At 61.9% G+C, this 12,273-nt stretch carries 15 protein-coding genes; 7 read left to right on the plus strand and 8 right to left on the minus strand.

Features of this window, described 5'->3' with window-relative positions; all coding sequences use genetic code 11:
* Positions 1–2: 2 nt before the first annotated feature.
* From mnmE to EV663_RS08220, 3 genes are all read right to left on the minus strand, one after another.
* Positions 3–1,292: a tRNA uridine-5-carboxymethylaminomethyl(34) synthesis GTPase MnmE gene (gene mnmE / locus EV663_RS08210; protein ID WP_132951310.1), complete on the minus strand. Its 1,290-nt coding sequence runs from the start codon at positions 1,290–1,292 to the stop codon at positions 3–5.
* A gap of 24 nt (positions 1,293–1,316) precedes the next feature.
* Positions 1,317–2,588, minus strand: a complete 1,272-nt coding sequence (rho, locus tag EV663_RS08215) for a transcription termination factor Rho (protein ID WP_132951311.1) — start codon at positions 2,586–2,588, stop codon at positions 1,317–1,319.
* A gap of 120 nt (positions 2,589–2,708) precedes the next feature.
* Complete coding sequence (locus EV663_RS08220; protein ID WP_132951312.1) at positions 2,709–3,170, minus strand: CopD family protein; 462 nt, start codon at positions 3,168–3,170, stop codon at positions 2,709–2,711.
* 421 nt (positions 3,171–3,591) lie between these two features.
* Here EV663_RS08220 and EV663_RS08225 point away from each other — a divergent pair, with 421 nt between their 5' ends.
* Genes EV663_RS08225 through dnaQ form a run of 4 tightly spaced genes read left to right on the plus strand, consistent with a single transcriptional unit; the run spans position 3,592 to position 6,353 of the window.
* Positions 3,592–4,191 (plus strand): Maf family protein, encoded by a 600-nt coding sequence (locus tag EV663_RS08225; RefSeq protein WP_132951313.1) that lies wholly within the window; start codon positions 3,592–3,594, stop codon positions 4,189–4,191.
* Positions 4,188–5,021, plus strand: a complete 834-nt coding sequence (locus EV663_RS08230; RefSeq protein WP_132951314.1) for a shikimate dehydrogenase — start codon at positions 4,188–4,190, stop codon at positions 5,019–5,021. Before EV663_RS08225 ends, EV663_RS08230 begins: the two co-directional genes overlap by 4 nt.
* Entirely contained in the window at positions 5,018–5,617 is a 600-nt protein-coding gene (coaE, locus tag EV663_RS08235) for a dephospho-CoA kinase (protein ID WP_132951315.1), read from the plus strand. The genes EV663_RS08230 and coaE overlap by 4 nt, the downstream gene beginning before the upstream one ends.
* On the plus strand, positions 5,610–6,353 hold the full coding sequence (dnaQ, locus tag EV663_RS08240) for a DNA polymerase III subunit epsilon (protein ID WP_132951316.1): 744 nt from the start codon (positions 5,610–5,612) through the stop codon (positions 6,351–6,353). Before coaE ends, dnaQ begins: the two co-directional genes overlap by 8 nt.
* Before the next feature lie 6 nt (positions 6,354–6,359).
* Here dnaQ and secB read toward each other — a convergent pair whose 3' ends face one another.
* Positions 6,360–6,866 (minus strand): protein-export chaperone SecB, encoded by a 507-nt coding sequence (gene secB, locus EV663_RS08245; RefSeq protein ID WP_132951317.1) that lies wholly within the window; start codon positions 6,864–6,866, stop codon positions 6,360–6,362.
* A gap of 58 nt (positions 6,867–6,924) precedes the next feature.
* Positions 6,925–7,410: an FxsA family protein gene (locus EV663_RS08250; protein ID WP_132951318.1), complete on the minus strand. Its 486-nt coding sequence runs from the start codon at positions 7,408–7,410 to the stop codon at positions 6,925–6,927.
* 108 nt (positions 7,411–7,518) lie between these two features.
* On the opposite strand from EV663_RS08250, the gene EV663_RS08255 reads away from it, so the two are divergent.
* From EV663_RS08255 to EV663_RS08265, 3 genes are read left to right on the plus strand one after another with little or no spacing between them, the layout of a single operon-like run.
* The gene (locus tag EV663_RS08255) at positions 7,519–8,187 is read left to right on the plus strand and encodes a Tim44/TimA family putative adaptor protein (RefSeq protein ID WP_132951319.1); all 669 of its coding nucleotides are present in this window, start codon (positions 7,519–7,521) and stop codon (positions 8,185–8,187) included.
* Positions 8,184–9,221 (plus strand): murein transglycosylase A, encoded by a 1,038-nt coding sequence (gene mltA, locus EV663_RS08260; RefSeq protein ID WP_132951320.1) that lies wholly within the window; start codon positions 8,184–8,186, stop codon positions 9,219–9,221. Before EV663_RS08255 ends, mltA begins: the two co-directional genes overlap by 4 nt.
* 3 nt (positions 9,222–9,224) lie before the next feature.
* Positions 9,225–9,791, plus strand: a complete 567-nt coding sequence (locus tag EV663_RS08265) for a Smr/MutS family protein (protein ID WP_132951321.1) — start codon at positions 9,225–9,227, stop codon at positions 9,789–9,791.
* Between the two features lie 127 nt (positions 9,792–9,918).
* Here EV663_RS08265 and hslU read toward each other — a convergent pair whose 3' ends face one another.
* From hslU to trxA, 3 genes are all read right to left on the minus strand, one after another.
* Entirely contained in the window at positions 9,919–11,229 is a 1,311-nt protein-coding gene (hslU, locus tag EV663_RS08270; RefSeq protein ID WP_132951322.1) for an ATP-dependent protease ATPase subunit HslU, read from the minus strand.
* Positions 11,226–11,786, minus strand: coding sequence for an ATP-dependent protease subunit HslV (gene hslV / locus EV663_RS08275; RefSeq protein WP_132951323.1), 561 nt, complete (start codon positions 11,784–11,786; stop codon positions 11,226–11,228). Before hslV ends, hslU begins: the two co-directional genes overlap by 4 nt.
* Before the next feature lie 116 nt (positions 11,787–11,902).
* Entirely contained in the window at positions 11,903–12,223 is a 321-nt protein-coding gene (gene trxA / locus EV663_RS08280) for a thioredoxin (protein WP_132951324.1), read from the minus strand.
* Positions 12,224–12,273 lie beyond the last annotated feature (50 nt).

Below are 12,273 nucleotides of genomic sequence, written 5' to 3' on the forward strand. Positions count from 1 at the left end.
CCTCATTTGCCCAGACAGAAGCGCGCGAAGATCTCGTCCAGCACATGCTCGACATCGACACGGCCAACCAGCGAATCCAGCGCGCGGATCGCGCGGCGCAGATCCTCGGCCGCCAGTTCCGCAACCTCCATCCCTAGAGATAGCTGATTCTGAGCCTCGCCGATAGCGCCCTGCGCCACGATCATCGCCTGCCTGTGTCTGGCCCGCGTCGCCGTGACCGCCCGCGCTGCCCGCTGCTCCAGAACCGAGGTAATGCGCGCCACCAGTTCCGCAACCCCCTGCCCCGTCTTGCCGGACACAGCCAGCCCGTCGCCCCCGGCCAGATCCGCCTTGCCCCGGACCACGATATCCTCGGCCAAGGGGGCCAACCCCTGGGTTTCGCCGCTATCGTCCAGCAGGAAGATCCGCAGATCCGCCGCCTTCGCCCGGTCGATCGCGCGAGCGATGCCGATGGTTTCCACCGCGTCGGCACTGTCGCGCAGGCCCGCCGTATCCAGGATCGTCACCGGCAACCCGTGCAGATCCATCCGAACCTCGATCACGTCGCGGGTTGTGCCCGCATGTTCCGAGGTGATCGCGGCCTCGCGCCCCGCCAAATGGTTCAGCAGCGTGGATTTTCCTGCATTGGGCGGCCCGACGATGGCCACCTCGAACCCCTCGCGGATGCGTTCGGCTACGGCCACGCCATCTATCTCTGCTGTCAGTTCGCAAAGCATTGCATCCAACAGCGCGCCAACCTCGCCTGTCACATCAACGGGAACCTCTTCATCAGCGAAGTCTATCGTCGCCTCCAACAGGGCTGCGGCACGAATCAGGTTCGACCGCCAGCTTTCAGCCCGATCCCCCAATGCACCAGACAATACGCGCAATGCCTGGCGCCGCTGCGCCTCGGTCTCGGCCTCCAACAGGTCGCCAAGCCCCTCGACCTGGGCAAGATCCATAACCCCGTTTTCCAACGCGCGGCGCGTGAATTCGCCCGGCTCGGCCATACGCATCCCGGGCAGACGGCCCAGTGCGGCCAGCACCGCCGCCACAGTGGCCGGGCTACCATGGCATTGAAACTCAACCACTTTTTCGCCGGTGAAACTGGCGCCCTCATCAAAGGCCAGCACCAGGGCCTCATCCAGAAGACCCCCCTCGCCATCGTGCAAGCGGCGCAGCCCCGCCACCCGCGACGCGGGCAAGGACCCCGCCAGCGCTTGCCCCGCCTCAGCCGCGCGCGGCCCGGAGATGCGAATGACGGCGACGCCGGCCTTCCCGCGCGCCGTGGCCAGGGCAAAGATCGTGTCCACCACTCATCCTCGGGCGTGTCCGCCTCAGGTATTCATCGAATCGAAGAAATCCGAATTTGTCTTGGTCTGCTTGAGCTTGGAAATCAGGAACTCGATCGCATCGGTCGTGCCCATCGGGTTCAAGATGCGGCGCAAGACGAAGGTCTTTTGCAAATCGCCCTTGTCGACCAGCAGATCCTCTTTCCGCGTGCCGGACTTGAGGATGTCCATCGCCGGGAAGACGCGCTTGTCCGCGACCTTGCGGTCCAGCACGATTTCGCTGTTCCCGGTGCCCTTGAATTCCTCGAAGATGACCTCGTCCATGCGCGAGCCGGTGTCGATCAGCGCGGTTGCGATGATGGTCAGCGATCCGCCCTCCTCGATGTTCCGGGCCGCGCCAAAGAACCGTTTCGGCCGCTGCAGCGCGTTGGCATCCACACCGCCGGTCAGAACCTTGCCCGAGGACGGAACCACCGTGTTATAGGCCCGGCCCAAGCGCGTGATCGAGTCCAGCAGGATCACCACGTCGCGCTTGTGTTCAACCAGGCGTTTTGCCTTTTCGATCACCATTTCGGCCACCGCAACGTGCCGCGTCGCCGGTTCGTCGAAGGTCGAGGAGATCACCTCGCCCTTCACCGACCGCTGCATGTCGGTCACCTCTTCGGGCCGTTCGTCGATCAGCAGGACGATCAAGTAGCATTCGGGGTGGTTGGTCTCGATCGAGTGGGCGATATTTTGCAACAGCACCGTCTTACCGGTGCGCGGCGGCGCGACGATCAGCGCGCGCTGGCCCTTCCCGATGGGCGAAACCAGATCGATGATCCGCGCCGAACGGTCCCTGATCGTCGGGTCCTCGATTTCCATTTTCAACCGCTGATCGGGATAAAGCGGCGTAAGGTTGTCGAAGTTGATCTTGTGCCTGGCTTTTTCAGGCTCCTGGAAATTGATCGCCGTGACCTTGGTGATCGCGAAGTAGCGCTCATTCTCGCGGGGGGCCTGCATCACGCCCTCAACCGTGTCGCCGGTCCTCAAGCTATGCTGCCGGATCATGTCGGGCGAGACATAGATATCGTCCGGACCCGGTAGATAATTGGCCTCGGGCGAACGCAAGAAGCCAAAGCCATCCTGCAACACCTCGAGAACCCCGTCACCGGCAACCTCCCAGCCCTCTTCGGCGCGCTCCTTCAGGATGGCGAACATCATGTCGCCCTTGCGCATGGTTGAGGCGTTCTCGATCTCAAGTTCCTCGGCCATTGCCAGGAGGTCCTTGGGGCTTTTCGCCTTGAGATCGGCGAGATTGAGGCTTTCGTCGGTCATGGGATGCTTTGCAAAACGGGCGCCCTGAATGGCGCGACCTGTAAAATAGGGGAAAGACGCGGACCGGACGGCCCGCGTTGACCCCGCTGCATAGAGCCGGCGCTACGTTCTGTCAATCTCTCAGAACTTGAAGATCACAGAGAACACGATGACCAGCATCAACAGCGTCGGCAATTCGTTCATCATGCGGAACGCCTTGCCACTGCGCGTGTTCGTGCCGGCGATGAACTCTTTGCGGCGCGCACCCAGCCACATGTGGAACCAGGTCATAGCGATGATCGCTGCACCCTTGGTGTAAGGCCATATCGTCAACCAGTCGACGATGCCCGGCGTGAACACCAGCATCAACCCGAAAATCCAGACCGCGATCACCGACGGATTCATGATGTAGCGATAAAGTTTCATCTCCATCACCTGGAAAATCTCGTCGGCCTGGTCACCCACGCTGGAACGCTCAACATGGTAGACAAAGATGCGCGGCAGGTAGAACAGGCCCGCCATCCAGGTCAACACCGCGATGATGTGCAGCGATTTGGTCCAAGGATAGGCTGCGGCCAGGAAATCAAGGATCGGATCAAACATCTGGGGCCTCGCTGTTGGGCAATCACCTGCCCTTCTATGGAAAAATGAAATGAAAAGAAAAGATGATGATGTTGGTTGGGCCTGTGAATAACGGGGATTACCCATTCATCCCGAGAGTCATGCACAGCCTATCGTATTGTGGATAATTATGTTGATAATTGTAACCATCATGTGAGAACTCGAAAAAACCGTTTAATTGCAATATATTATATCTTATTCCTTGGGTGTTACCCTGTGGATGATGTTGAATATTTTGCGGTTTTGTGGTTTCTTCACATGATCTGCCTGCGACGATCCACCGTGTATCGACCTGTCGGTTGGCTTGACTTTTCCCATGTGTCCGTCAACTCGGGGCGCCGTAGCCCGGTTTTGTCCCGTTCTGTCCTCGGCTTTTCTTGGTTTTATTCACAGGTTTTCCCCCATGGCCCAGCGCATCATCCTCGCATCCGGTTCCGTCATCCGTCGCCAGTTGCTGGCCCGGTCCGGCCTCGTCTTTGACGCGGTGCCCGCGCGCGTCGACGAAGAGGCGATCCGCCAGGGGCTGGAGGCCGAACATGCCGGGCCCGAGGACATCGCCGAGGCACTGGCCACGTTCAAGGCACGGAAAGTAGCCGAGAAAGACCCATCTGCGTTGGTGATCGGTTGCGATCAGATCCTGGTCCACCGTGGCACGATCCTGGGAAAACCGGGATCGTTGGACGAGGCCAGGGCACAGCTGTGCCGCTTGCGTGGCGGGCAGCATCAGCTTTTGTCGGCGGTGGTGATCTATGATGACTTGCAACCGCTCTGGCGGCATATTGGCACGGTAACGCTGACCATGCGGCCGTTTTCCGATGCATTTGTAGAAGCCTACCTTGATCGGAACTGGGCCAGTGTTCGAGATGCCGTCGGTGCCTACAAACTGGAAGAGGAAGGTGTGCGCCTTTTCACTTCCATCGAAGGGGATTATTTTGATGTTCTGGGAATTCCGCTCTTGCCGCTTTTGACCTTCATGATCACCCGCGGGGCTTTGCAGGCATGACAGACAAGATACCGCTGGCCGGTGTTATTGGCTCACCCGTCGCGCATTCGAAATCACCAGCGCTGCATGGTCACTGGCTGCGTCGACACGGGATAAGGGGCTATTATATCCCGATGGACGTGGCCCGTGACGATCTGAAATCAGCGTTGGAAACCCTGCCAAGGCTGGGATTTGTCGGGGTCAACGTGACAATCCCCCATAAAGAGGCGGTTCTTGCGCTGGCAGATCTCGTGTCTGACCGCGCGGCATTGATCGGTGCGGCGAACACGTTGATCTTTCGGCCCGATGGCAAGGTCCATGCCGATAATACCGATGGTATCGGATTTATCGAAAACCTGCGCCAGGGGGCGCCCGGCTGGGACCCGGTTGCGGGGCCCGCGGCGGTTCTGGGGGCGGGTGGTGCCGCACGGGCGATCGTGACTGCGCTGGCTGAACAGGGTGTGCGCGAGATCCGTCTGTCAAACCGCACCCGCGCGCGCGCCGAGGCCCTGCGCGCAGAGTTCGGCCCCAAGATCGTCGTCTATGATTGGGTGCAGGCCGGCAACATGCTGGACGGCGCGGCCACGGTGGTCAACACGACCTCTCTGGGCATGGTGGGCAAACCGGAATTCCGTGTCCCGCTGGACGGTTTGTCGCGCGAGGCAGTGGTGACCGATATCGTCTATGCCCCTCTACAGACATCCCTTTTGAAAGAGGCCCGTGCCCGTGGATGTGTGACGGTCGACGGTCTGGGCATGCTGTTGCACCAGGCGGTTCCGGGTTTCGAACGATGGTTCGGCGTTCGTCCCGAGGCCGATGCCGCCGCACGCGCCGTGGTTCTGGAGGAATGACGGCGAGGTCTTTCCTGTTGGGCCTGACCGGGTCGATCGGCATGGGAAAATCGACGACGGCTATGTTCTTTCAAGAGGCCGGCGTCCCGGTCTGGGATGCGGATGCGGCGGTGCATCGGCTTTATGGTCCGGGCGGTGCGGCGGTCGCGGCCATCGCGGCGCTCTGTCCCGAGGCCATACGGGATGACGCGGTGGATCGCGATGTTCTGAAACGCTGGATTGCCAGTGATCCCTGCGCCCTGTCCCGTATCGAGGCTGCGGTTCATCCGCTTGTAGCACAAGACCGGGCGGCGTTTGTTGCGCGCCATTCCGACGCACCGCTTGTCGTGCTGGATATTCCGCTGTTGTTCGAAACCGGCGCAACGGGCGGGATGGACGCGGTTCTTGTCGTCAGTGCTCCGCCAGAGGTTCAGCGCGCCCGTGTCCTGGCCCGTCCCGGCATGACCGCGGCCCAGTTCGAAACGATACATGCCCGCCAGATGCCGGATACGGAAAAGCGCGCCCGCGCCGATTACGTTATCGAAACGCAGTCGCTTGAACAGACCCGCGCCGAGGTGCAAGCCTTGGTGCAAAAGCTGGGGGCTACGCATGCGTGAAATCGTTCTGGATACCGAAACCACGGGTTTCGAACCCTCCGAGGGGCATCGTATTGTTGAAATTGGCGCGGTCGAGTTATGGAATCACCTGCCCACCGGCAAGACGTTTCACCAGTATATCAACCCTGAACGCGGAATGCCGGACGAGGCGTTCGGCGTTCACGGAATCGGCCCCGATCTGCTGACGCAGCCGCGTGCCCCCAGGCCCGGCGAAATCACGCTGCGCGACAAGCCGGTCTTTTCGCTCGTGGCGCGGAATTTTCTCGATTTCGTGGGCGATGCGAAACTGGTGATTCACAACGCCACCTTCGATATGAAATTCCTGAACGCCGAGCTGGGCTGGCTGGGCTTGCCGGCCTTGCCCTTGGAACAGTCGATCGACACGCTGGCCATGGCGCGAAAGAAATTTCCTGGCTCGCCTGCCACGCTGGACGCGCTTTGCCGTCGTTTCTCGGTCGATAACTCGTCCCGTGACAAGCACGGCGCGCTTCTGGATTCGGAAATCCTTGCAGAGGTCTACCTGGAGCTGATCGGCGGGCGTCAGCCCGACCTCGTCCTGGCCTCGGGTTCGAGGGGCACTACCGGGCCATCAGGTCGCTCCGGGGCCGGGTCTGAGTGGCGCCCGCGACCTCGTCCGACCGCCTTGCCGTCGCGCCTGACACAAGAAGAAACCGCCGCCCATGCCGCCTTTGTCGAGGGGTTGGGCGACGGTGCGCTCTGGAAAGAGTTCAGCTAGAACCGCTCAGGCGGTCCCGGCGGTTTCTTGCTGTTGCTGTTGCTGCTGGGCGCGGCGCATCAATTCCTGGCGGTAGAGCGCGACGAAATCCACCGGTTCGAGGTTGACAGGCGGAAATCCGCCATCGCGCGTCATGTCGGACACGATCCGGCGCACGAAGGGGAACAACAGCCGCGGCCCCTCGATCAGAAGGAAAGGGTGCAACTGGTCCTCGGGCAGGTTTTCCACCTGGAGGATGCCAGCATATTCCAGCTCCATCAGAAAAATCTCTGTGCCATCAGCCTTGTTCTTTGACGTGATCTTGTACTTGTTGATCACCTCGTACTGGTTTTCGGTCTGGCGCTTGCGCGCATCCATGCCGACCTCGACCGCGATTTCGGGGGTCACATCGCCCTGAATGCCTTTTTGAACAAGGATGTTCTCGAAGGACAGGTCACGGATATACTGGGTCAGCACGCGCAATTTCACTTGCGGCTGCTGGTCTGCGGCGCCGTTGCCTTGGGTCTCGCTCATGGCATGCTCCTGCCGGGGTTTATGTCGGGTGGCTGTTTAGCAGCTTGGGCTGGCGGCCTCAATGCCGCGTCCAGCCCGACTGGCCGTCCGGCTGGTTACCTGCGGGGTTCAGTGGCTCATACTCGCCCTCGATGATGTCGGGGTTGTTCCGATCATGGGGGCGGGGCCCCGGCGACGTGCCGAAGGTGACGGTCTGCATGACAATGCGCCGCGACAGCCAGCGATAGGCGGCGCTGCGCACCGGGGCGAATAAAAGGGCAAAGCCCACCGTGTCGGTAAAGAAACCTGGCGTCAGCAACAGCGCACCGGAAAACAGGATCATCGCGCCATGGGCCAAGGGTTCTGCCGGGTCGCGCAGCTCGTGAAATGATCGGCGCAGGTCGTTCATCGCAATGGCCCCCTGTCGCCGCAGCATGGCCGTGCCCAGGGCGGCCGTCGCGATCACGATGGCCAGCGTCGGCCAAAGCCCGATCAGGTCGCCCACCTGGATGAACAGAGCGATCTCGATCAGCGGAACCGATAGCAACACAAGGAAAAGCCACATGACGAAACCCCTCTCGACTGGTGCGGGTAGGTGGACTTGATCCCGGCCCTGCCTTACATATGTCCGGTGACGAGCTGTTACAAACCCTTCGGCCGGCGCGAGGTTTCCATGAATTCAGCCATTATACAGCTATTGGTCCTTGCGGGGATCGCGGTTTTCCTGGTCCTGCGCCTGAAATCGGTGCTTGGCACGCGCGAGGGTTTCGAAAAACCACCCGTCGCCATGCCCGACCCCTCGGGGCGGCGCACGGCGGGGCGGCGCGATTTCGAGGTGATAGATGGTGGTGTGGATAGCGATATCACCGATCACGTCCCCGATGGCAGCGAGGCCGCAAAGGCGCTGGCGGCGATGAAACTGGCAGAGCCCGGTTTTTCTGTCGGCGAATTCCTGCATGGGGCGCGCGGTGCCTACGAGATGATCATCATGGCTTTCGAGAACGGGACGCTTGACGATGTGGCAGGTTTCCTCGGGCCCGATGTCCAGGCCAGCTTTGCCGAGGTGATCGCCTTGCGCGAACAGCAGGGGCTTTCGGTCGAGGCGAACTTTGTTGGCCTGCGTGAGTTGAGCCTCAAGGATGCGACCTTTGATCGCCGCACCGGCGAGGCCGAGCTGACCGTCAAATTCGTGGGCGAACTCACCTCTGCCGTGCGCAACCAGGCCGGCGATATCGTCGAGGGCAGCCCCACAGATATCAAGCGTCAGCGCGACGTCTGGACCTTTGCCCGCAGGATGGGTGCAGACGACCCGAACTGGCAACTGGTCGCCACCGGCGAATGATCCGTGCGCTGGGCGCCGCGCTTTGCCTTGTGCTGGGCATGAGCGGGCCGGGCGCACGCGCCGATGTGCCGGTCGAAATCCTGTCTTTCGAGGAATTGAAAGGCTGGGCCGCCGATGATCATGGGGCGGCCCTGTCGGTTTTCCAGGAAACCTGCCCCGATCTCGACGATCCCGACTGGGCCACAATCTGTGCATTGGCAAGCCAGCAGACGGCGCAGACGGCGCGTCAGTTTTTCGAGCTGTTTTTTCGTCCCGTCCTGATCGGCGGGCAAGAGCCTGCGTTGTTTACCGGCTATTACGAACCGGAATTGCAAGGTGCGCGCACCCCGGATGCCCGGTTTCGTTATCCGATCTATCGTAAACCGCCCGAAATTGGCGCAGGCGTACGCTGGCACTCGCGTCGTGACATAGAGGAACAGCGTCTTCTCGAAGGGCGCGGCCTTGAAATAGCCTGGCTTGAAGATCCGGTCGACGTGTTCTTCTTGCAAGTGCAGGGGTCGGGTCGCATCCGCCTGCGTGACGGGCATTCGATCCGCGTTGGATATGGTGGCAAGAACGGCCATGAATACCGCTCTGTCGGACAGGAACTGGTGCGCCGCGGGATTTACCGCCCGCACCAGGTTTCGGCCGATGTGATCCGGTCATGGGTGAGACGCAACCCGCAAGAGGGGCGGGAATTGCTGCATCACAACCCCTCTTTCGTGTTTTTCCGCATCGTCGACGACGTGCCCGAGGATCGCGGACCACTGGGTGCGATGAATCGGTCCATCACAGCGATGCGGACGGTTGCGATCGACCCCGGATTCACGCCACTGGGTGCGCCGGTCTGGATTGAAAAGGGCGGTCGCGCGCCGCTGCACCGGCTCATGGTGGCGCAGGATACCGGCTCTGCCATCAAGGGTCCGCAGCGCGCCGATATTTTCTACGGCACCGGCGCTGGCGCTGGCCGTGCGGCAGGGACGGTTCGCGATGGCGGGCGGCTTATGGTTCTCATGCCGATCGACCGGGCGCTTGCGCTGGCCGGGGCGGGCTAGGGCATGACCAGGCGGCGCAAACATCTTAGCCCCGAGGACAGGGCGCTGTGGGATCATGTCGCGCGACAGGTCCAGCCGTTGCATCCGCGCCGTCCCGTCGCAGTGACAGATGTCGAAAAGGGTCTGCCAAGGCCGTCACCCCCTGAAATGCCGCGGGTTGCCTTTACCATCGGCGCGCGTGCGGCTGGACCCGATGCCGACAAGGCAGCGCCCGCACCGACCGTGCGGATGGACCACAAGGCCTATAACCGGCTCAGGGCCGGCAAGCTGCGCCCCGAGGCGCGGATCGATCTGCACGGCATGACGCTGGCCCAGGCCCATCCGGCGCTGACCCGGTTCATCCTGGACAGCCAGGCCCATGGCAGGCGGCTGGTTCTGGTCATTACCGGCAAGGGCAGCAGCGCCGCCGATGATGGGCCGATCCCGGAACGGCGCGGTGTTCTGCGTCGGCAGGTTCCGCATTGGCTGGGCCAGCCGCCACTGGCCGCCGCCGTCTTGCAGACCAGCGCCGCGCATCGCCGTCACGGGGGCGAGGGCGCGCTTTATGTCTATCTTCGAAAACTGAAATAGTCCGTATCGCCGCGATGGATGACAGGATGATCGCGGCCCCGGCCGGCGCGGGGTTTCGCCGACAGGGGCGCAAGGTGGCGCGGGCCGAAACATGACAAGCTTGTCGAGGTTACGCGGGAACTGTGACCTAGAGAATATAGCGCGTCATGTCGGTCGAGCGGGTCAATTCACCGAGGTTCTTTTCAACGAAACCGGCATTTACCTCGACCGCCTCGCCCGGTCGGTCCGGGGCGGTAAAGCTCAGTTCCTCGAAAACCCGTTCCATCACCGTATAGAGCCGCCTCGCCCCGATATTCTCTATGCTTTCGTTGACCTGTGCGGCGATCCGGGCAAGGGCCGCGATCCCGTCCTCGGTAAAGGTGACGGCCACTTTTTCGGTGCCCATCAGGGCCGAATATTGCCGGGTCAGGGCATTGTCGGTTTCTGTCAGGATACGAACGAAATCGGCCTCGGTCAGCGCCCGTAACTCGACCCGGATCGGCAAGCGACCCTGAAGTTCGGGCAACAGATCAGAGGGCTTGGCAATGTGGAATGCGCCGCTTGCGATGAACAGGATGTGGTCAGTCTTGACCGGGCCATACTTGGTGGAAACTGTCGTTCCCTCGATCAGCGGCAGCAGGTCACGCTGCACGCCTTCGCGGCTGACATCGGCACCGCGCGCATCCGCGCGGGCACAGACCTTGTCGATTTCGTCGAGGAAAACAATCCCGTTTTCCTGCACCGCCTCAAGCGCGGTTCGGGTCACGGCCTCATCATCCAACAGCTTGTCCGCCTCTTCGGAAATCAACACTTCGTAGCTGTCGGCGACGGTCATTCTCCGTTTGACCATCCGCGCGCCGAAGGCTTTGCCGAACAGGTCGCCCAGGCTCATCATGCCGCCTTGTTGACCCGGTGGCATACCTGGGATGTCCATCATCGGCAGCGGGTTCGAACTGTCCTGCAATTCCAGTTCGATCACCGTATCGTCCAACTCGCCCTTCTTCAGCTTCGTTCTGAACATCTCGCGCGTCTGTTCGCGGGCATCCGTTCCGGCAATGGCCGCGATCACGCGGTCCTCGGCGGCCTGGCGCGCGGCGGCCTTGACCTCTTCGCGCATCCAGTCGCGGGTCTGGTTGATCGCGGCCTCGACCAGGTCGCGGATGATCTGTTCCACGTCCCGGCCAACATAGCCGACCTCGGTGAACTTGGTGGCCTCGACCTTGATGAACGGCGCGCGGGCCAGTTTCGCCAGTCGGCGCGAAATCTCGGTCTTGCCGACGCCGGTGGGGCCGATCATCAGGATGTTCTTGGGATAGACCTCTTCGCGCAGGTCGTCGGGCAATTGCTTGCGCCGCCAGCGATTGCGTAGCGCCACGGCGACAGCGCGCTTGGCATCCGCCTGCCCGATGATGAAGCGGTCGAGTTCGGATACGATTTCGCGGGGTGTCAGGTCGGTCATTTCGAAATCGTCTCCACAGTGAGGTTGCCATTGGTGAACACGCAGATGTCAGAGGCGATCGCCATGGCCTTGCGCGCGATGTCCTCGGCCGAGAGATCGGTCTTTTCCATCAGGCCGCGCGCGGCGGCCAGCGCATAGTTTCCGCCCGACCCGATCGCGGCCACGTCATGTTCGGGGGCCAGCACGTCACCCGCGCCGGTGATGACATAGATTTCCGCGCCATCTGAAACGATCAGCATCGCCTCAAGTTTTTGCAGGTACTTGTCGGTGCGCCAGTCCTTGGCCAACTCGACGGCGGCGCGCTGTAACTGGCCCGGCATGGCCTCAAGCCGTGCCTCAAGCCGCTCCAGCAGGGTAAAGGCGTCTGCGGTGGACCCGGCAAAGCCTGCCACCACGTCGTAGCCGCCGGGCGACAGGCGCCGTACCTTGCGCGCCGTGCCCTTGATGACGGTATTTCCCAGGCTCACCTGTCCGTCGCCGGCGATCACCACCTCTGATCCGCGTTTGACGCCGATGATCGTGGTGCCGTGCCAGCCGGGAAAATCGTTCTCTGCCATGGGATGTCTCCGTCTGCGCCTCGGGGCCGATATATGAAAGGAATGCTGCCTCACAAGGCGTGCAACAAAAAGGGGCGCCATGGGCGCCCCTTTGTCTCAGCCCCCTGCCACGAGGGTCAGATTGATTCCTCGATCCAGCCTTTCAGCGCGGCCTTGGGCGCGGCCCCGATCTTGCTGGATACGACCTGGCCGTCCTTGAACATGAACAGCGCAGGGATGCCGCGCACGCCCATCTGTGCCGGGCTGGAGGGGTTGTCGTCCACGTTCACCTTGACGATCTTGACGCGCCCGGCAAATTCCTCGGACAGCTCCTCGAGCGAGGGACCGATTTGCTTGCAGGGGCCGCACCACTCGGCCCAGAAATCGACGACCACGGGAATTTCGGAATCGCGCACCTCGGCGTCGAAGGTGTCGTCGCTCACGGCTAGGGTTGCCATCTGGTCTCTCCTTGGAACCTCTTTTCAGTGCCGGAACGTAAGGAGCGTGC

Source organism: Rhodovulum bhavnagarense (assembly GCF_004343505.1).
Taxonomy (GTDB): Bacteria; Pseudomonadota; Alphaproteobacteria; order Rhodobacterales; family Rhodobacteraceae; genus Rhodovulum; species Rhodovulum bhavnagarense.